Origin of the sequence: Ruminococcus sp. AM26-12LB (assembly GCF_003480785.1) — a bacterium.
Lineage (GTDB): Bacteria > Bacillota > Clostridia > Lachnospirales > Lachnospiraceae > Blautia_A > Blautia_A fusiformis.
In genome coordinates this window covers 1-20,956 of record NZ_QUJX01000024.1, presented here as the reverse complement: position 1 = coordinate 20,956, position 20,956 = coordinate 1, and the positions used below count along the sequence as shown (strand labels likewise).

General features: G+C 44.2%; 14 protein-coding genes and 1 riboswitch. All 14 genes read right to left on the bottom strand.

Annotation, left to right across the window (positions count from 1 at the left end; all coding sequences use genetic code 11):
• On the bottom strand, positions 1–990 hold the full coding sequence (gene holB / locus DW694_RS15435; protein ID WP_015526578.1) for a DNA polymerase III subunit delta': 990 nt from the start codon (positions 988–990) through the stop codon (positions 1–3).
• 101 nt (positions 991–1,091) lie between these two features.
• The gene (locus DW694_RS15430) at positions 1,092–1,679 is read right to left on the bottom strand and encodes a guanylate kinase (protein WP_092072411.1); all 588 of its coding nucleotides are present in this window, start codon (positions 1,677–1,679) and stop codon (positions 1,092–1,094) included.
• A gap of 12 nt (positions 1,680–1,691) precedes the next feature.
• Positions 1,692–3,131 carry an aminotransferase class V-fold PLP-dependent enzyme gene (locus DW694_RS15425; RefSeq protein ID WP_118753290.1) on the bottom strand — a complete coding sequence of 480 codons (1,440 nt, stop codon included), beginning with the start codon at positions 3,129–3,131 and terminating at the stop codon, positions 1,692–1,694.
• A gap of 66 nt (positions 3,132–3,197) precedes the next feature.
• The gene (locus tag DW694_RS15420; RefSeq protein WP_022426158.1) at positions 3,198–3,734 is read right to left on the bottom strand and encodes a Uma2 family endonuclease; all 537 of its coding nucleotides are present in this window, start codon (positions 3,732–3,734) and stop codon (positions 3,198–3,200) included.
• 100 nt (positions 3,735–3,834) lie between these two features.
• The gene (locus tag DW694_RS15415; protein ID WP_015526575.1) at positions 3,835–4,524 is read right to left on the bottom strand and encodes a response regulator transcription factor; all 690 of its coding nucleotides are present in this window, start codon (positions 4,522–4,524) and stop codon (positions 3,835–3,837) included.
• Positions 4,517–5,674: a HAMP domain-containing sensor histidine kinase gene (locus DW694_RS15410; RefSeq protein ID WP_059086499.1), complete on the bottom strand. Its 1,158-nt coding sequence runs from the start codon at positions 5,672–5,674 to the stop codon at positions 4,517–4,519. The genes DW694_RS15415 and DW694_RS15410 overlap by 8 nt, the downstream gene beginning before the upstream one ends.
• A gap of 163 nt (positions 5,675–5,837) precedes the next feature.
• Positions 5,838–7,040, bottom strand: coding sequence for a methionine adenosyltransferase (gene metK, locus DW694_RS15405; protein WP_022427323.1), 1,203 nt, complete (start codon positions 7,038–7,040; stop codon positions 5,838–5,840).
• 86 nt (positions 7,041–7,126) lie between these two features.
• A riboswitch (SAM riboswitch) is annotated at positions 7,127–7,228 on the bottom strand.
• Positions 7,229–7,416: 188 nt separating this feature from the next.
• Positions 7,417–9,000 carry a pilin N-terminal domain-containing protein gene (locus DW694_RS15400; protein ID WP_118753289.1) on the bottom strand — a complete coding sequence of 528 codons (1,584 nt, stop codon included), beginning with the start codon at positions 8,998–9,000 and terminating at the stop codon, positions 7,417–7,419.
• Positions 8,990–9,910 carry a class C sortase gene (locus DW694_RS15395; RefSeq protein WP_118753288.1) on the bottom strand — a complete coding sequence of 307 codons (921 nt, stop codon included), beginning with the start codon at positions 9,908–9,910 and terminating at the stop codon, positions 8,990–8,992. Before DW694_RS15395 ends, DW694_RS15400 begins: the two co-directional genes overlap by 11 nt.
• 3 nt (positions 9,911–9,913) lie before the next feature.
• On the bottom strand, positions 9,914–10,774 hold the full coding sequence (locus DW694_RS15390; protein WP_227752307.1) for a class C sortase: 861 nt from the start codon (positions 10,772–10,774) through the stop codon (positions 9,914–9,916).
• Positions 10,775–10,932: 158 nt separating this feature from the next.
• The gene (locus DW694_RS15385) at positions 10,933–12,378 is read right to left on the bottom strand and encodes a SpaH/EbpB family LPXTG-anchored major pilin (RefSeq protein WP_182465509.1); all 1,446 of its coding nucleotides are present in this window, start codon (positions 12,376–12,378) and stop codon (positions 10,933–10,935) included.
• 68 nt (positions 12,379–12,446) lie between these two features.
• The gene (locus tag DW694_RS15380) at positions 12,447–18,491 is read right to left on the bottom strand and encodes a SpaA isopeptide-forming pilin-related protein (RefSeq protein WP_118753286.1); all 6,045 of its coding nucleotides are present in this window, start codon (positions 18,489–18,491) and stop codon (positions 12,447–12,449) included.
• Positions 18,492–18,855: 364 nt separating this feature from the next.
• Positions 18,856–19,857, bottom strand: a complete 1,002-nt coding sequence (locus DW694_RS15375) for a helix-turn-helix transcriptional regulator (RefSeq protein WP_118753285.1) — start codon at positions 19,855–19,857, stop codon at positions 18,856–18,858.
• Between the two features lie 709 nt (positions 19,858–20,566).
• Positions 20,567–20,899, bottom strand: a complete 333-nt coding sequence (locus tag DW694_RS15370) for a hypothetical protein (protein WP_147420739.1) — start codon at positions 20,897–20,899, stop codon at positions 20,567–20,569.
• Positions 20,900–20,956 lie beyond the last annotated feature (57 nt).

Below are 20,956 nucleotides of genomic sequence, written 5' to 3'. Positions count from 1 at the left end.
CTATTTCTCCCTAATTGTCAGGAACAGGAGCTCCAAGGCAAGTTCGAGATTAACATTGGCACGGAGACGCACCTTCGTCTTCTCCAGTGCCTCAAGGATTTTTTCGATATTCTCATAAGAACGCTCGCTGGCCTGCTCTCTGATAAAATTAATCTCCTGTTTAAAAACCAGGTTGTCAATTTCCCTTGTTGCCTTAAACATCAGAACATCGCGGAACCAGAACTGGAAAATATCCAGATAATCATTGATATTATTCTTATCAGCAGTCAAAGTCTTGATCGCCTCTGTCAGCTCATAAACCTCCATGGAATTGGCATATTTCAAAATCTTCAGGGCATTGGCAGTCATATCTGCAAACTCCTGAGAAGTCGCAGCCTCCTTCGCCTTGCCGATACTGCCCTGCGCATAAGACGCATCGATCTCAGCCTGATAATCCGGCACCTGAAGATGCTCCATCAGATATTCCTTCACAAGACTGTCATCCACCACCTTCAGATCCAGACGCACACATCTGGAACGGATCGTAGGAAGAAGACTGTCGATATTGCTTGTCAGCAGCATGATCACCGCATATTCCGGCGGTTCCTCGATAGTTTTCAAAATGGCATTCTGCGCCTGCACCGTCATCATCTCCGCATCCGGAATGATATAGATCTTATACGGACTGCAGTACGGCTTGATATCCACATCACGCACAACCTGATCACGCACCTCGTCAATGCTGATGCTTCCAGGCTTCTCATGAGTTACTGTAATGATATCCGGATGATTCTTGCCGATCACCTTCTTACAGGAATCACAAGTCATACACGGTTCAGACTCTCCCGATTCACACTGCAGCGCTGCCGCAAAAGTCCCCGCAAGAAGCTTCTTGCCGGATCCCGGTTCCCCTGTAAAAATATAAGAGTGGGATACCTTCCCTGTCTCTATCGCATTCTTCAAATGCCTGATTATATCGTCATGGCCGATGATGTCATGAAATCCTGCCATAAGAATCACCTCTTTCTGCCTTTTGTGCCCTCCGTTATACCCGGCGGACATCTTTCAACTAATTATAACATAATCTTCTGTATAAAAAAAACTATTTTTCCTTATTGTACAGATTTTATATAATTTACGATCTCCTTCACACATTCATCCAGATTATGATTCTCAAAACGCTTCCATATACCTGCTTTAAGAATATTTTCCTCAGAAAAATCATTCTGGTCTGCAAGAAAACGCCTGCACATCTCCTCGTACTTCGGCACCTCCTGGGTCTTCTCCCTGGCAAGCGCACGCTCCAGACGCTCTCCGTCTTCCACCTCTATATAAACCGGCCACATCACTTCATTGCCGTAATACTCCCGGAGCCTCACAAAAGACTCCAGTGTACCGATCCCCAGATAGCTGTCATTACCCACAGACACCTGCCCGTCATCCGCAGTAAAATATGTCCACGGCCCGTAAACTGTCTGATAAGTACGCGCCTCGATCAGCTTCCCGTTTCTTCGGAACTCCTTCAGTTTATTCTCATCTGCAAAAAAATATTCTCTTCCGTTCTCCTCTCCATCCCGGATCGGACGGGTAGTATAGATCACAAGCCGCTTAAGCCCCAGCTCCTGGTTCCCCTCCAGCTGTCTGTAAATACTGTCCTTACCGGAAGAGCTTTTTCCCATAATGTAAAAAATCTTTCCCATATGTCTCCTCTGTTACATCTCATTTCTCACAACACACACCGTCTCACTGGTCTGGTCGCTCAGACCCTGGACCTCAAAGCCCTGTTCCAGGTATCTTCTCACATTTTTCACGAAATGTCCAGAAATCTGTTCCCCCGGAACGATCAGCGGGATTCCCGGCGGATAAAGATACGCAAACTCCCCGGACGTACGTCCGATACACTCATCCAGCGGACACCGTTCACTCTCCGCATCCATAGCCTGGGAGATCCGCATGATCTGCTTCATTTTTCCGTTTTTCAAAGGCTCCTTCTCCACAGCCTCTTCTCTGTATTTTAACGATTCACGGCGGTCAATTTCTTCAATAGCATCACAAAGCCGCTCAAAACCCTCCGCCGTATCACCCACAGCCGCCAGCGCCAGCACATAATTCTCCGCCTCCATCTCCATTTCCAGATGAAACTCCCTCCGGAGGATCTGATGCAGCTCCCGGCCGTTCAGCGAACTGTCCACAGTAGAAAGCAATATCTTGGATCTGTCAAAATCAAAAACTCTCTGGCACTCACAGGCCTGCGGCGTTACCAGCCGGATATACTTACACTCGGAAAGACGCCTGCGTGCTTTTTCCAGATTCTCCGTAAACACACGGAACATCTCATCCCCCTCACGCTCCAGCTTATCCATGCACGCATCAATGCTGCTCATAAGAATATAAGAAGGACTGCTGCTCTGATAGATTCCCAGAAAACGCTTCAGTTTTTCCCGGCTCACACGATCACTGCACAGGTGGATCACCCCCGTCTGGGTCAGACAGGGCAGCGTCTTATGCACACTGTTGATCACCACATCCGCACCAAGCTGCGCCGCAGACACCGGAAAATAATCCGAAAACCGAAAATGCGCCCCGTGAGCCTCATCCACGATCAGCGGCACACCATAGCGATGCGCGATCTCCGCGATCCTCGCCACATCCGACACGATCCCGTCATAAGTCGGCGAAGTGATCAGCACCGCCTGGATCTCCGGATTTTCCGCCAGATACATTTCCACACGGCCAGGTGAAATCCCTCCGTTTATCCCCAATTTCGGATCCTCATGTGGATAAATATACGTGACACTCAGCTCCCGCAGATAAATTGCATGGTAAACCGCCTTATGGCAGTTCCTTGCCACCAGGATCTGTCCCCCCTTATCCACAGCCGCAGACACCGCCGCCAGGATCGCCCCGGAGCTTCCATTAATACTGTAAAAACTCTCCGGCACACCATAAAGCCGTGCAACATCCTCCTGCGCCCTTTTCAAAATATCCTCAGCATGATGCAGGTTATCAAACCCGTCAATCTCCGTAATATCCATCTCCACCGGAAAATCCCCCTCCACAGCCAGCGGATTCCTCTTATGCCCCGGCATATGAAACGGATAAAAATCACTCTTACCGTACGCTTCCAGTTTCTTGTATAATCTGTCTTCCATAGTTCGTCCTTTTCATCCTAAAAACAAGGAGGGGCTATCACCAGACGATATTCCCCTCCATTTTTATCACATCTCAGCAAAATCGATCCTCAGCTCCTCATAGATTCCCACCTTGATCGAATCCTGAAATGTATACTGCTCCGTATCCTCATTTTCAAAATCATACACCATTACCAGCTTCTTCACAGGATCCACGATCCAGTACTCTCTCACACCGGCAGTCCTGTATTTAAACAGCTTGGTATAATAATCCATACGCCTGCTCGCCGGAGAAACGATCTCGATGATCCAGTCCGGAGCCCCCTTACATCCCCTGTCATCCAGCTTATCCGGATCACAGATAACAGAAACATCCGGTTCCACATAAGTATTCGTCTTCTCATCCAGATACACCGCAAACGGTGCGGCAAACACCTCACATTTGCCCTTGTTAGAATCTATATAGTTACCTATTTTTCTGGACAAAATACTTGAAATCCTCTGATGCATCGTATTCGGCGGCGCCATATAATAAATATGTCCATCGATCAGTTCCGCTCTTTCACCCTCCGGCAAAGCATAAATATCCTCTATCGTATAAATTCTTTCCCTCAACAGCGGCATATCTCCACTCCTCTCAAAAGCACCCGGCAGATCATACACCATCATTCCGATCTGCACTCATACACCTGCAGCAGCTCCATCCGAAGCCTTCCCCACAGACTCACACCTTAAACCGGTACCCCACACCCCAGATCGTCTCAATATACTGAGGCTTGGCCGTATTAAACTCGATCTTCTCACGGATCTTCTTGATATGCACCGTAACCGTAGCGATATCACCCACAGACTCCATATCCCAGATCTCCCGGAAAAGCTCCTCCTTGGTAAAAACCCTGTTCGGATTCTCAGCCAGAAAAGTCAGAAGATCAAACTCCTTGGTAGTAAACGTCGTCTCCTCACCATTGACCCACACACGCCTGGCCGTCTTATCGATCTTAATACCACGGATCTCGATCACATCATTCTTATGCACATTGGAACCAACCAGCCGGTTATAACGCTCCATATGCGCCTTCACACGTGCAACCAGCTCACTTGGGCTGAACGGCTTGGTCATATAATCATCCGCACCAAGACCCAGTCCGCGAATCTTATCGATATCATCCTTCTTGGCAGAAACCATAATGATCGGCGTATTCTTCTCCTCACGGACCTGCCGGCAGATATCGAAGCCATCCACCTCCGGAAGCATCAGATCCAGGATGATCAGATCAAACTCCTCCTTCATGGCACGTACAAGCCCCGTATCACCACGGTTCTCGATCTCCACCTCAAAACCCGAAAGCTCCAGGTAATCCTTCTCCAGATCCGCGATCGCTTCCTCATCCTCTATGATCAAAATCCTACTCATTCATCGGTACCTCCTGATATTTTCTGAGAACAAAATACATGATCGTTCCAATCCCCAGCCGGCTTGTAGCCCAGACCTTTCCACCATGATCCTCCATGATCTTCTTTACGATGGAAAGTCCGATACCGCTTCCTCCCTTGGAAGAATTTCTGGAAACATCGGTACGGTAAAAACGGTCAAAAATATACGGCAGATCCTTGGCGGCAATACCCTTGCCGTTATCCTCGATCTCCACCTGGATAAAATCACCCACATCCTTCACACGAAGCTGGATGATCCCCCTTGGCTTCTCCATATACTTAATGGCATTACTCACGATATTATGGATCACACGGCGGATCTGCTCACCATCCGCAATAACCTGCACACCCTTCTCCACATAATTGGCATACACAAGCTCGATCCCCCTGGTCTCCATCTCAAGCCCAAGCTCCTCCGCACAATCCGAAAAATAATCCTCCACATTCAACTTGCTGAACGTATACGGAATACGGTTGGTATCGATCTTGGAATAAAAGGTCAGCTCATTGATCAGATGATCCATCTCATTGGTCTTATTATAAATGGTACGCACATACCGGTCCATCTTCTCCGGCGTATCCGCCACACCATCCATGATCCCCTCCACATAACCCTTCACCGCAGTGATCGGCGTCTTCAGGTCATGGGAAATATTGCTGATCAGCTCCTTATTCTCCTTATCCATCAGGATCTTCTCTTCCGTGGACTCCTTCAGACGCTTACGCATCTCCTCAAAATCCTGGCAAAGCTGGGAAAATTCATCATTCCCCTCAACCTCCAGCACAAAATCCAGATTCCCCTCCTTGATGTTCTTGGTAGCCTTCTTAAGCTTCACCAGCGGAACCGCAATGCTCCGATAGATCCACAGCCCTACGGACAATGCGGTAAAAACAAGGATGATCGTTGCGGTCAGGATCATATCCTTAGCCATCAGCTTCACCTGGCTGCTGGAAGACTGCGGCAGCGAAATATCATAGACCATCTGGCTGGAATCCGAAGCCTGGCTGCTGCTCTCCTGCACATGCTTCGCCTGCGTCTGGCTGAACCCGTACAGACTTGCGGAAAAAAGAAGCAGCGGCAGCAGGATGATTGCAACGAAGCCTACAATAATACGTGTTTTTAACTTCATCTGTATCTCCGTCCTTTATAAATTCACACATTCACATACACGTATTATAACATAAACTATATTCCCTATCTCTAAATTTTCTATAAAAAACCCCATCTCACCATGCAAGAAGCCCCCGGTACTGGCACTACCGGGGGCTTCACTCTTTATTCTTCTGAAACGATTATTCGTAGCTGTTGCAAAGATACTTCTTCAGAGTCTCAACCTTGTCCAGATGCTCCCATGGAAGATCAACATCTGTACGGCCGAAATGACCATAAGCAGCAGTCTGCTTGTAGATCGGACGGCGAAGGTCAAGCATCTTGATGATACCAGCCGGACGAAGATCAAAATTCTCACGAACGATCTCAACAAGCTTAGTCTCAGAAAGCTTACCTGTTCCGAAGGTATTCACACTGACAGAAGTCGGATGCGCAACACCGATCGCATAGGAAAGCTGGATCTCACACTTGTCAGCAAGACCGGCTGCAACAATGTTCTTTGCAACATAACGTGCAGCATAAGCAGCAGAACGGTCAACCTTTGTGCAGTCCTTACCGGAGAAAGCACCGCCGCCGTGACGTCCTGTTCCGCCGTAGGTATCAACGATGATCTTACGACCTGTCAGACCACTGTCACCGTGAGGTCCGCCGATAACAAAACGACCTGTCGGATTGATGAAATACTTCGTATCCGCATCAACCATATCAGCCGGAATGATCGCATCAAAAACATACTTCTTAATATCCTCATGGATCTGCTCCTGAGTAACATCCGGATCATGCTGTGTAGAGCATACAACAGCATCGATTCTCTTCGGCTTGCCGGCCTCATCATACTCAACAGTAACCTGAGTCTTTCCATCCGGTCTTAAATATTTCAGAGTGCCGTCCTTACGAACCTTTGTCAGCTGCTGAGCAAGCTTGTGAGCCATATTGATGGCATATGGCATATACTCCTCAGTCTCATTGGAAGCATAACCAAACTGAAGACCCTGGTCACCGGCACCGATGGAATCCAGCTCGTCCTCATTCATATCGTCCTCTTTCTGCTCAAGAGCCTTGTCAACACCCATAGCGATATCTGTGGACTGCTTGTCAAGTGATGTGATAACCGCACAGGTATCCGCATCAAAGCCATAATCCGCATTGTCATATCCGATCTCACGGATAGTATCGCGAACGATCTTCTGGATATCAACATTAGCCTTGGTTGTGATCTCGCCCATAACAAGTACAAGACCTGTTGTAGTAGCAGTCTCGCAGGCAACACGGCTCATCGGATCCTGTGCCATCATAGCATCAAGGATCGCATCGGAAATAGAGTCGCAGACCTTGTCAGGATGACCCTCAGTTACAGATTCAGATGTAAATAAAATTTTCTCCATGATCTTCTCCTTTTGTAATAAAACAATGGTTATATACATAAAAAACAGCCCGTACAATCCGGACTGTTTAAGTTCTGTAAACAATCCTCTTATTGTTCGATTGCTCGCTCAGGTTGGCACCTTCCTGGATTCTCCGGGGTTGCCGTGGCTTCATAGATCCTTTGTATCTCCACCACTCTGAATAAAAGGCTATCTTTTATGAAATTTACTGCAACACATACAATATACTTATCATACAAAAATGTCAAGAGCAATTTTCGATAAAAAATATCACCCGCTGCTTTTTCATCCCCAATACATAAATATTCCAAAAAAAGAACCGGGCATCCACATCGCCCGGTTCTTCCATCGATCATCCTTCAGAATGATCCGTTATTTATTTTTTCTTCTTTCTCTTAACTCCATAAGCTGCACCACCGCCAACAATGATCGCTGCTGCAAGGATTCCAACCCATACACCGATCGGTGTATCATCGCCGGTCTTTACAGAACGTCTTGCTGTACCGCTGGTATCGTTCGGAGCAGTTCCGCCCGCTGTACCGTTATTCGGGATCGGAGTGATCCGATCATTTCCACCATGATTTGTTCCAGGTGTAACAGTCGGAATCGGTGTCGGCTCGGAAGAAAGACTGTTGGTGATCTCCTTTGTTACAGTATATCGGTTATCATTATTCAGTGTAACCTCACCCTGACCGGTAACTGTATACTTAAAGGTATCATCATCAACCGGATTTCCATCCTTATCCGTCTCCAGAACAGTATACGTAACACTGTTGATCTCCTGATCCTTTGGAAGATCCAACATTACCTGAACACTATCATTCTGTTTCAGAGTCACTACCTTCTCAAGCGTCAGCTCACCGTTACTCTCAGTGGAGAACACACCTGCATAGAACGTATCATCCACAGTAGAAGCAACACCATCGATCATCACATTCTTCTTAATGTTGATAAATCCGTTACGGCTGAATATATCGGAAATCTTTGTATAATAGTTATTTACATAAGCCGCTGCCTCAGTAGCACCACTATCTCCACCGATCACAACCTGATTGGACTTCTCTTCACTCTCGCCATTCAGCTTCGTTACATTGTAGTAGTAAAGATTCTCCTCATCCACCTCGATCTTCGTATTCTGCTGAAGAAGATTTCCATCCTCATCCAGCTCAAATACATAATAGGTGCCATCCGGAACATCCGTCCATGTAGCTGTACCACTGGAAGCATTCTGGATATGGATTTTCTGCATTTCTCCGTAAGGGGCATTTCCATCCGGATCAAGGTAAAGCCCAACATTATAAGTTACATCCTCCTTCGTTTCCAGAGGAATCACATTGTCGTTCTCATCAACATTATAGATCCTCTTCGTAACCTGGATCTGTGTATGCTTCTGCGGATTACTTACAGACTTCGGATAAGCCTGTACATCGTACATCCAGCCCTGCTCCTGATCTGCAAAAGGAACGGAGATCAGCATCGGTGAAACCGTAACATCACTGGTGTCAACGTCATTCTGTACCACCAGATACATCCCCTCAGCAAGCTTCGAGAAAATCATATTTCCATTTTCATCCGAAGAATCAGTTTTTACCTCCAGCTCCACACCAGTCACAGCACCGGCCAGCGTCTCTGCTGCAGAACGCCAGGCATCTGCGGTAGTAATAGAATCAAAATTGATCCCCGTTGAAGCCAGTGCACTATCCAGCACAAAATGCACATTACCATCAGAAGTATCAACACCTCCGACCTTATAAAGCGCCAGGTTCACACCCTGAAGCGGAGTCGTTGCAGTACCATCCTCCGATTCCTGCTGAACCGTCAACGTCAGATTACCCATTGTTCCAGCTACATAATCCCCGGCGAAAACCGGCTGCAAAACACTCGTGACCAGCATAGCCGTCAGCATCAGAACAGCCAGAAGGCTCCGGAATATTTTCCCTTGCTTTCTTCTATTTTTCATCGCTCTCTGCCTCCTCTTTCCTTTCTGAAAGCTGTTTCATTCTGCGTTTTTTATCCTTGCGGCGGACAATCAGGTAAATCAGCAGAATCAGAATAACAAGCGCTGCCGCACCGCCGGCAAGAACCCTCTTCGGATCCACAACCGCAAGCTTCTGCGGAATCGTTTCGTCATTCTTAGTAACTTCTTCCTCCACATACTTCGTCCGAATACCACGAACAAGAAGTCTGTGTGTATTCACCGCATAAGGCGTACACGTAACCAGTGTCACATGATCCTCACCCTCAACAATATCCAGGTCACTGGTCTCATTCGGAAGCACCGTCTTGATCTGATCCACCTTGTAGGCCAGATTCTTGCCAAGAATATGCAGGATAAAAATATCTCCCTTTTCCATCTGATCCAGATCTGTAAAAAGCTTTGCGTTAGGAAGACCTCGATGCGCCGCCAGAACCGCATGGGTGCTCTTTCCTCCAATCGGAAGGCTGGTACCCTCCACATGACCGACACCCTTTTCCAGGACCGTTTTGCTCAGTCCGTGATAGATCGCCAGTCTGGCTTTGATCTTCGGGATCTCGATACTCCCCATCAGACCATCACCGTTCGGATCCAGAACCATGTCATAAGGATGACTCAGCTCATAAGTATCCTCTTCCTCAAAAGCATCTACAATGGCATTCACCGGATGCTCGGCATTATACTCCTTCGCCTCTTTCCACAGCCTGTCATAGTCATTGTCCGAAAGCTCTGTTACCGCTTCCTCGTACTTACTGACCAGCTGTGCGTTACGGTACTGGTTCCACATATCACTGATCGTAGGATAAAGGAACACACCCGCACCTGCCAGAAACACCAGGGCGATAAAAATGTTCAGGACAACATTACTCTTTTTCTTTTTTTTCTTTTTAGCCATAAATCATTTCCTGCGTCGTTTTTTGTTCTGAACAGAATTGATACCGGCAACCAGGATCACCGCGATCACAATTCCGATCACAACACAGAGAGCAAGCATCGGAAGCGTCGGATTGGTGATTCCGGTAACCTTCTTCTCTGTTTTCTGAACCGCCTTCGCAGCCTTCATCGGAACTCTGTGTCCCCTCACCAGAAGTCTGTGCGTATTCACCGCATAAGGCGTACACGTAACCAGCGTTACATAATCATCCCCATCCGTGATACCCAGAGACTCTGTCTGCTCCGGAAGAACGGTAAGAATCTGATCCACCTCGTAGGCAAGCGTCTTACCCAGCACATGCAGGTAAAAAACATCTCCCTCTTCCACAAGATTCAGATCTGTAAAAAGTTTCGCACTTGGAAGTCCTCTGTGTGCCGACAAAATACAATGGGTACTCTTGCCGCCAACCGGAAGACTGCTGCCAAACAAATGACCGGCACCCTTCTCCAGAGACTCATCTGTCGTGTAATGATAGATTGGAATGCTCACATCAATCACAGGAATCTCCACATACCCCATCATTCCATCACCATTCAGGTTCAGAAGAGACTCATATGTACTGTCCGTCTGTCCATCCCTCACGGAAAAAGCATCCGGCACACTTTCCTGCTTGATCTGTTCATTATACTCCTGCGCTGCCTTCCACATGCTGTCAATCTTCTCCGAATTATCATCCGAAGAAACACTGCTGCTATAATTACTGATCAGCAGGCTGTCCCTGTACCGGTTCCAGGCATCACTGACCATTGGATACAGCAGTATGGACAACCCTATCAGAAACAGCAAACCAAGTCCAATATAATTTTTCTTCTTATTCTTTCTCATAGGTTTCTCCATACTGTTGTATTACCATTCCGGCCCCCGAAGGGGCCGGGCGGTAATGATTTCTTCAACAGAATAATCAGAAACTATTCTGTTCTAATACTTGCTTTGTCGTTGCTTATAAATAATTTTTGAATTGAATCGATCCGGCAATCAAACGATTACTCCTCAGATCCTTTTCTGCGGCTGATGAAGAAAGCACCAGCAGCGCCAGCCATAACTACAACACCGATGATAGTGAAGAGGTATGTTCCCATGCCACCTGTGGATGGAAGGGAGTTGAGTTTGGTATCATTTAAGCCACCTTCATTATACAATTTAGCTGTAGCAACTTTTCCGTTTACAGTAAGTGTAAGTGTCTTACCATCTGTATTAATAGAATATCCTTGTGGTGCTTTTGTTTCTTCAAAGTGATAAGAACCAACATCTAAACCTTCTACGTCAATATAACCATTTGCATCTGTCACAAGTTTTGAATCAGCACCTTCTGTATCTGGAGCATATTTATATTTTCCAGTTTTTTCTTCCTTTACGAACGTTAACGGTACTTCTTCTCCATCTTTATACAATACAAACTCAGCACCTTCCAATGCCTTATTCACATCACCATCGCCATATTTCATCAGAACTAATTCTCCAGTAAATAACTTAACCGGAACATTATTTCCGCCGTAATCTACACCTGCTGCATGGCTACCTGCTTTATTTTCTACTGTTGTTTCATTTACTTTTACGGTATAAGTAACTGTAATTTTCTTTCCAGCATTCGGATTAGCTGTATCTGCAACTAATTCACCTAAATCAACAGTAAATCCATTGCCTTTATCATTTACTACGATTTTACCAACCTGGCCATCTTTGCCTTCCATTGTTACACTATTAACAGCATTTGGTCCTGCTAAATAGTAATCAGCACCAGTAATTTTATCAGTGATTGTAAATGTTCTGTTCTCTGTATTTGCTGCATCAATAAAAGGTACGTATGCTTCGATTGTATAAGTTACAATATCTCCAATTGCTACTACATGATCGGCATCTTCTGTTGTTTTATCTACAGATGTTGAAGATTTTTTAGCAATTACTTCTGTACCTGATAACGCTGGATATGGCTCGCCAAATCCTACATAAGCAGTTGCTGTTTTATAAGTATAGCCTTCCTCTTCTGCTTTAATTGCATAAATACCAGCTTCACTTACTTCAATTTTTGTCTTATCTGTTAATTTTGTGAATCCAGTAAGTGCTGCAACTTTACTTAATGCTAAGTCAATATTTGCTGCTGTTACCTGTTTTGCTGTTACACCAGTCGGTAAAACAACATTAGGATCTTGAAACTTAATTAATCCCCAGATAACTTCCTGCTGTGCATCAGCGGAATCTGTCATTCCTAATGCTTCTATGAAGCATGCTCCTGCTCCATTCGTAAATGCCCAACCAGAAGTTGTGCTCTCATCCTTTTGAATGATCTGCATACACTCAACACTGTCTGCCGTATTAAAATCTGTAAGTTTAATTGTAGCATTTCCATCTGCAAATACCGCTGTGCACATAGACAGTACCATAACCGCTGCCACTAATAATGCACCAATCTTTTTAAATAAATTTTTCATAAGGTTTGCTCCTTTCTTTCTCTGCATTTTTCTTTTTCGCCCTTCATCGGCCATTTACAATTAATGTGTTACGATCTCTTTGCTTCTTCCTCCCTTCGTTTATTATTTATAAACAACAGGAGTGCAGTTGCAAGAATCGCTACACCACTGATTGTAAATCCATAGGTTCCCGGACCACCGGATTCTGGTAAGGAATATACCTTTGCGTTTTCAATCATATATCTCTTATCAGAATTCTTTGCTATTACTGGTTCTCCGTCATTCTTTGTAACTGTAACTTCTCCGTTATTTTTAATGACGATTTTCCAAGGCTCAGTTACTAACGAATAGCCTGTAGCTGCTTTTGTTTCATTTAACAGATAATTACCTGGAAGCAATTTTTCAAATCCAAATGTTCCACCATTTTTAGATGTCACCCTTTCGACTTCTTTACCTTTAGTCCAGCTTTCATCCGCTTTATAAAGTGTAAACATTGCTCCATTAATCGTTATATTATTATCTGCCGCATCAACTTTTACAAAATCTACATTAGCCACAGTTTCTTTGTTAGTATAATCAACTTTACCAACACATCCTGGACCTGCATAATTTGCATAATCAACACTTCCAACGTTCAGTGCTTCAGCCTCTAATGCATTTTTGTTATCGTTGTCTGTACCAATTGTAAATTTGATATCTTCACTCTCTTCAGATTTACAATTTGTTACCTTTGAATCATTACTTGCATTTAACAACTGATAACCACTCTTGCTTACTTCCTGCACAATATACTCACCACGAGCCAACCCGGCAACAATGGCTTTTTCGGATTCATTATTCCCCATAGTGAACTTAGCGTCGGTATTCCCAGCTTTTACAGTCGCAGTTACTATTGTTACAAGATTTGATTCATCTGCACTACCTTTATAAATATTAAAGGTAAATGTTCCATCTTTCTTTGCAACATCTTCAAGCTTCTTAGTAATCTGAATCTGACCTTTGATAATATGGATTGTATAAACTCCATATTCTTTATCTGGATAATTCTTAGTGTCGCTATTTATAGCGGTTACTATGTGGGTCTCTCCACCAGCAATATGCCCATCTGTATTTGCTGTACTACCTGGCTTTTTGCCAACTGTCTCTGTCGGTTCACCAGCATTATACGTTACTTTCAGATAATATCTAGTAGGATCTTCTGTTGGATGATCCCCTGCCATACTCTCCAAATCAGTAAGTTCATCATTTCCAAATGTTTCATCTTTCGCCCAACTACAAGTAAGATCATCTCTAGTTACCCGTACTGGCTCCAGTTCTTTAGTCGTCTCATTATAGACATAGTTTTTGCTTTTCTGCAAAATAGAACTCAACATAGAATCTGGTAAATCAGCTGTCGGTGTTGGATCTCCTAAGAAAATAACCTTCTCAAGATTATCCACTGTCAGATCTGCTTTTACATTAACTGTTGGCTGTGGTAAAATCGCGTCTCCATATCCTGTAGAAATCTTGGAATCCGGTGATACGTTGGTTGGAACATTGTTGCCACCGATGTAATCATCTTTGGCTTTTACTTTAATAGATCTACTCCAACAAGCATCGCCGGCTTCATTTTCCTTTTTATTAGGAATTCTCTGTCTTTCCCATTTAATACACTGATTTCCCTTAGCATCAAGATAAACTGTTCCGTCTTTAACTTGGACTGTTTTTCCATCCTTTAACTGATCCGCTGTGATAGCATTTCCCTCTTTGTCAAGAATTACAAATCTCGGATCAATTACATCTGTAACAGTAGCATTCTGAATAGCAGTATCCTCAGTAACTGTATGTTGGATTTTCTCAAAAATTTTAGCAAGATCCTCCGCATTAGTCGCATTAAATGCACAACCTTCAGATGCAATTCCTGGATAATTTTTCGAATCTTTTTCATCACCTGCCAGGAATTTTTGTCCTCTCTCACTTAATGCAAAACCTACCGTAAATACTTTGATACCTTTATCCTTTAAGCTCTTAGCGGCAGTTTCTGCCTTTTGCTGATAATTCTTATCCCACTTATCACTAGGACCTGTTGGTTCTCCATCGGTAAACAAGATTACATATTTAGGATTTTTAGCATTATTCAAGAGTTCCAATGCTTTATTTAATGCTGTATCTGGTGATGTTCCGCCTGTTACAGACAACTGACTAACATTTTTTATCAAAGTATCCTTATTTTTATCAACATTTAACAATGTCTCTGTAGCATTTGTAACAGCTGTATTAAATGGCGCTAGTCCTATATTACTCTCAGATGAACTTGTAGCCGTATTTCTTATAAATTGATTTACTACTTCTTTTAACGCAGTTATTCTTGATGGCCACTGATATATTTTAGTATCATCAGAATCCCCAATCTCCTGCCAATAGCTCCCTATCAAACTAGTATAATAATACATCCACTTATTACCTACATTAATCATTGGATACTTATAATACTTATTATAGTAATAAATCTTATTTGGATTCAATGAATTTCTAATCTCATTATATCTTCCAACTTTACTGTAGTCTGTCTCCGTATCTCCCGCTGTCTGTGTATATCTCATGGAGCCAGAAACATCTAATGCCATTACTACATCCGCAATTCCACCTGTTGTTACTACGCTAGAACTTGTTGTTTTGGATGATGCTGTAATATTGATGTCATAAATTCTCTTATCCCAGTCGTTTACAGTTGCAGTCTTACTGTAATCCATACTGGATTCAATAATCTCCTGCTGTGTATAATTCATGATATGATACAATGAATCACTTGTATCTTTTTCTATCTTTGTCTTGCCATCTGCTTTATAAAGAGTTGCCACTGCCTTCTTATCATCAGATAACGTAACCTTTACAATCCAAGATTCATTTGATGCTTCATATCCATCAGGTGCAAGGTCTTCTGTTAATGTATATGTCCCAAGTCCTAACCTTGTAAAATTAACACGTCCTGTTCCATCTGCTGATATAGCACTCTGTGATTCTTTGGTTTTTGAATTTACAAGAGTAAATTGAGCACCACTTAACGCTTTCTGATCCTTATTGACTTTTTTGAGATCAAGTTCTGCAACACTGGCAAGTACATTGGTAACCACTACCACTGGTCTACTGCCAACTGTAGCTTCCTTAGAAATAACATTTCCATTCTCATTTGTTGTCTCTTCACCATTGATTAAAACCCGATCATATCTGTCCTTTGATACACCAAGTTCTCGAACCTTATAATTCTTATTTTCCTCAAGTCCAGAGAAAATTGCCTTCTGACCAGGTTTCAACGTAAACACATTATCGTAGGGAACGCCATTTATTTCTTCACAATTGAACTCAACTTCGCTATCATCGCTTAAAGTACCTGCAGTATTTGATGGAACATACTCCCCTTTGTCATCCTGAAGAAGTAACTGAAATTTAAACTCTACATTTGCATACTTCTCCTTATCCGTATTACTCAACTGTTTTTCAACCGTAACCGACTTCTTCGGAACTGTTGGAAGATTGAACTTAAGCTTACAGTTGGAATCACCCTTACCTCTTTCGAGATAATAGAAATTGATTGTATGCGCTGTGTAATCTTTAAAAATACTCTTTCCGCTAACAAAATCTCCTTTTATATTTGCATCATTAAATAATTTTTTTAAATTTGTATTAATGTTACTACCAACTTTAACTGTACCATCAGCAAAATTAATAGAACCAAGCACTTCATTATGAATACCACCAATATCCAACACCAAAACGCCATCGATGTAAACCCATACATCATCATCTCCAGAAAACTCAAATACCATATTATTACCATTAATTTTTCCGTCTTTTGGCTGAATGAATTTAGCTGACATTGTCATACCAAAATGGAAATCTGGAGATTTTTCTGAAATTTGAGGAATACCCCAGTATTTATGATCACCTAATGTATTGAATGGAAAGAAACTTCCATGTTTCGAACCTTGTTGTAGGTCTATTGGATCTTTACTACTTCCTGGTACCTTATATACAGTAAACTCTTTTGTATTTTTATTAAACTGTGCAAAATTTTTAGTACTATCATATTCATAGTAACCATCTGCATCTTGTTTAAATAAGTAATTTGCATCAGAATAAAACTCCTTGCCCGTACCTTCCTTCGTTGAGAATAAATACGAACTACTCTCTTTTTTACCCTTATCTACTATCGGATATGAATCTTCTCCCAATCTCTTTTGCATAATGCCAAGAGAGAGATCAGATGGCCCTCTATACTTATTATAATCCTCGTTTCCTCCATCACTTCCATTACTAAACTTCAAAGAATGACCTTCATTTATTCCAGCAGTATCGTAATTAAACATATTGATAGTAATACCTCTTTTAGCACTATCAACAGTTTCCTCCACACCATAACTACTAGTTGTCTGTACAGAAGTGAAATCATCTGCCAACCATACAACTGAGAAAGTAGAAAAACTCTCTGTTTCAAAGTTTGCACTTTCAATCTCTCCATTGTCGGTTGTACTTACTTCAGCCTGTCCATCGTTGCTCATATTAACAACTTCTGTGACATTACCATTTGCATCCTCCACAAAATGTACCAGAGATACATTCATGTTTTCCTGTGCTGTATCTGTTTCAGCTACATCTTCTGGGATTTCTGCTTCTTTGTAGGCTATAGATACCCTGACACTTCCGTTCTGCGGTTCGATCTTAGTTCCATCGTCATTCAGAAAACTAATATCGTATGCAAGAAAACCTGCTACTGTATAACTCTCATTTTCTGCGCCCTCGTGAAGCTGTTTCTCGATATCTGCATACTGGTCAGAACCTTTCTCGATCGGAGTCACAACAAACTGTGCACCTTCCGGAATAACGCCCTTCGCTGCTGTTGCAGTTACAACTACATTACCAACTTCCTGGGAATAAGAAACTTCTTCGCTTTCCAGAACATCCTCAGGCTCTTCTGCCTCATCACTGCTGTCAACAACCTGTGCCATATCACTTCTTATGTAAGCCTCGGTTCCTTCCCAGGAAACCTTGTACCAGGTTGCTCCGTCCTCTGCTGTTACGGTATCCAGAAGTGTGAACTGTGTTCCTGCGTTTACAGTTGCCAGAACCTCTGCCTCGATAGATGGGCTGACGCGAAGATTCGTATCGTCTCCCAGAACCTCGATCAGGCTTGTCTCACCATTCTCATCTGCTGCCGGAACCTCCTCCGGGCTCGCAATATCCTCTGCCGGTTCTTCCACCACATCCGGATCCTCTGCCGGCGCTTCGGTAGGTTCAGCATCCGGATTCTCTGCTGCCGGTGTCTCAGCTGCATCCTGCTCAGGCTCGTCCGAAATATCCATTCCGTCCGTAAGCTCCTCTGATGCGATAGGCACCTCGTCCTCATTACCGGAAACAGCTTCCGCCTCGACATCTGCTGTCTCAGGAGAATCCCACATAACGGCAAAAACAGCTGCGTTGCCAGTCTCAACCTGAAGTGTCTGGATCTGTTTGCCCTCGTTGACATTCAGAACCTTCAGATCCTCGTTGGCCTGTAAGGTGTTAACATCAGTATCACCGGTACTGCTGTTATAATGAAGCTTCTCAACGGTTACACTCGTGCTGGCTGCATCGGTAAGCTCCGGTGCTGCCGGTGTCTTGTACTCAAAAGTTACTCTGACTCTGCCGTTCGGCTCGACTCTGTTTCCGTCGCCATCAGCAAAATACACATCATACGCAAAAAAACCTCTCAGGCTGCTGCCCTTGTCTGTAGCTGCTGCTGAAAGCTTCTGAGAAACTGTATCATAAGATACGGATGAATTCTCGTTTACGCTGTCAGCCTTCAATGCTGTATTCTGCGGAAGAGCTCCGTCCTCCAGTGCCTCTGCTGTTACTTTAACAGAATCATTTTCATATGTAAGCGTCGATTGCTGCGCCTGTTCCGTTTCCTCCTGGTCAGCGCTGCTTACATCCGGTGTCGATTCTTCGGCCGCTGGTTCAGATGTAATTTCGCCATCTGTAAATATATCCTCCGTTCCATCTCCGAACGCCTCACTCGCGGAGATCGTATATGCACTCGGCATACAGGATACCATCAACGCCAAAGCCACCATAAATGCCAGGAGTTTTCTGATCTTATTATTCCTTAATTTTTTCATACCTTTCCCGCTTTCCTATGTGTGCATTAACGTGTACTGTATTTCTTATTACTTTACTTCTGTTTATATTCCTTTCTCTTAAAAAAGCTTCATGTTTTTAGCCGGTGAGTAAACAGGTTACACCTTTTCAGTATTTTACCCTTATGTGATTGTAGTGTCAATATACCAGGCATTTTTGGTAAGGATATTGACATTATCAGATGCTATCGAAAATCAGTCTTCAACTCCTCCTTCTTAACTTACTCGTTTACTGGTTCTTTTCGCCTGATTTCTCCGATAAAATCTGACTATTCGTGATATTTATTATACAACACTACCAGTTGTTTTGTAAGGCCCGTTTTTTCAAAAAAAAGTGCCTCTGTCACTATTTTAACATGAATTTTTTCAGCTCATCCCGCTTCTTGACATTCAGCTTGCAAAAGATATCCGTAAGGTAATGCTTGACAGTATTAATGGAAATCCCCAGATGCTCTCCGATCTCCTTATTGGTCCATCCCCCACTTGCCAGCATGGCAATAGAAAACTCCATCGTCGACAGCTCCCCCGTAACCTTTCTCCGGTTTTCCGGATTATGAAGCGCCATCCAGCCCCTGCTGAAAGAAATCACACCCTCCGTGATCCGCTGATACGCCTCCGGATCCCGGTTCCGGATACAGGCCTCGATCAGCCCCCGCAAAAGCTCATGATGCTCAATAAAAGGCTCCAGAAACCCATCCATCTTCGCCAGCTCCCAGCTCCGGAGCATCTCCTCCTGTGCCTCCTGCTTATGCTTTCGGTTGATCGCACACACCGCCATCATACAGTGGATATACGTCATACTGATCGGATACGACCTCTCCGCCATAAACAAAGCAGCCTTCCCCATCCCATAAGCACTCCATATCTCCCCGTTAAGATAAGTATGGTGCGCCATCACATACGTGGCAAAAAGCCTCAGCCCCTCAGGAAGCATCCTGCTGTACTCCCCAAAAGCAGGCATCCCATCCGTAGGCAGATGAAGCAAAACCGCCCCCACATACCCCGCCAGAAGACAGGACGCATAAACATCCTTAGGAACCTTCTTCTTCATAGCAATCTTCACACAGGACTGGATTCCCTCCATCCCCCGCTTAGCCGCCGCCACATTCCCCAGAGTCAGATTAGAATACCCATACAAAATACACGCCGAAAGCTTCAGCTCAATAACCCTGCTGGACAGATACCCCCTCGTGATCTCACAACACTCCTCCGCCTGCCCCGTAAAATAAAAAAGCTCAGCCCGCGCAATATTCCTCAAATCCACATCCACAAACCCCTCAACAACCTCCCGAGCCCTCCCAGGCTCAAAAGACGAATTCAAAAGCGGCAAAACCACATAATCACACATACACTCCACTCCCCTCCAAAACCAAAACCCAGGCAGCCCTCAAAAAGACCACCCTCAAAACCAAACCAACAAACCTCCGAAGCCCTCACACAAGCCACATCAACACACATCCGAAGCCCATCACACACCCCTCATCAACACACATCCAAAGCTCTTCTCTCAACCCTCATCAGCATACATCCGAAGCTCTTCTCTCAAGCCACATCAGCACACATCCGAAGCTCATCTCTCAACCCTCATCAGCACACATCCGAAGCCCATCTCTCAACCCTCATCAGCACACATCCGAAGCCCATCTCTCAAGCCACATCAACACACATCCGAAGCCCATCTCTCAAGTCACACAAAACAGTCACCAAAACTCCGGATATCAATCAACCAGTCAATCAGTCAACCAATCAGGCCAACCATCTTTTTCCATAATTATAATCCAAAATACTCCAAAAATAAATTTAAATATTACACAAAAACACCACACCCTATCCAAAACAGCCTCTATCCCCCAATCCCCTCACGACAAATCGCAAAAAACTCACCCCACACACATCCAACGCAGCGCCGATGCCACACCACCTCCCGGCACATCACAAGGAAACTCAGCCCCTGCAGCCACCCCGCTGGCAGACTGTCCGTTCGTCCCTCCATTCATCCCACAAAAAAAGAGCCCCCAGGCCCAAACACCCAGGAACTCTCCCAAAACCAAACAACATCATCTCCTCCGCAGCTTCCTCAGTTCCCTCTCCAGCCGATCCGCACGCGCCTTCTCCCTCAACGTATTCACCCTCTCTTCACTCCGCCCCTGTTCAATCCCTTGAGTGATTCCCTGGCTAATTCCCTGGCTGATTCCTTGGCTAATTCCTTGGCTAATTCCCTGTTCAATCCCTTGGGCGATTCCTTGACTGATCCCCTGTTCAATCCCCTTATTAATCCACATCTGCTCAATCTCAAAACTCTTCATATACGCCACCGTAACCTTTCCATCATCTTTAACAACCCTGACCATCTCCAGCAACTCCCTCAAAACATCATTTACCGCATTCACCTCCCTGGTATCCGTTACTGAAAACTTATAAAAAGTTATAAACTTCTATGTTTCATT

What these genes read in the sequence shown, in the direction of transcription:
- DW694_RS15375 (WP_118753285.1), bottom strand. Translation starts at nt 19,857, where the DNA reads ATGTGTGATTATGTGGTTTTGCCGCTTTTGAATTCGTCTTTTGAGCCT.
- DW694_RS15425 (WP_118753290.1), bottom strand. Translation starts at nt 3,131, where the DNA reads ATGGAAGACAGATTATACAAGAAACTGGAAGCGTACGGTAAGAGTGAT.
- DW694_RS15380 (WP_118753286.1), bottom strand. Translation starts at nt 18,491, where the DNA reads ATGAAAAAATTAAGGAATAATAAGATCAGAAAACTCCTGGCATTTATG.
- DW694_RS15410 (WP_059086499.1), bottom strand. Translation starts at nt 5,674, where the DNA reads ATGAAGTTAAAAACACGTATTATTGTAGGCTTCGTTGCAATCATCCTG.
- metK (WP_022427323.1), bottom strand. Translation starts at nt 7,040, where the DNA reads ATGGAGAAAATTTTATTTACATCTGAATCTGTAACTGAGGGTCATCCT.
- DW694_RS15390 (WP_227752307.1), bottom strand. Translation starts at nt 10,774, where the DNA reads ATGAGAAAGAATAAGAAGAAAAATTATATTGGACTTGGTTTGCTGTTT.
- DW694_RS15415 (WP_015526575.1), bottom strand. Translation starts at nt 4,524, where the DNA reads ATGAGTAGGATTTTGATCATAGAGGATGAGGAAGCGATCGCGGATCTG.
- DW694_RS15430 (WP_092072411.1), bottom strand. Translation starts at nt 1,679, where the DNA reads ATGGGAAAGATTTTTTACATTATGGGAAAAAGCTCTTCCGGTAAGGAC.
- DW694_RS15395 (WP_118753288.1), bottom strand. Translation starts at nt 9,910, where the DNA reads ATGGCTAAAAAGAAAAAAAAGAAAAAGAGTAATGTTGTCCTGAACATT.
- DW694_RS15400 (WP_118753289.1), bottom strand. Translation starts at nt 9,000, where the DNA reads ATGAAAAATAGAAGAAAGCAAGGGAAAATATTCCGGAGCCTTCTGGCT.
- DW694_RS15385 (WP_182465509.1), bottom strand. Translation starts at nt 12,378, where the DNA reads ATGAAAAATTTATTTAAAAAGATTGGTGCATTATTAGTGGCAGCGGTT.
- DW694_RS15420 (WP_022426158.1), bottom strand. Translation starts at nt 3,734, where the DNA reads ATGCCGCTGTTGAGGGAAAGAATTTATACGATAGAGGATATTTATGCT.
- holB (WP_015526578.1), bottom strand. Translation starts at nt 990, where the DNA reads ATGGCAGGATTTCATGACATCATCGGCCATGACGATATAATCAGGCAT.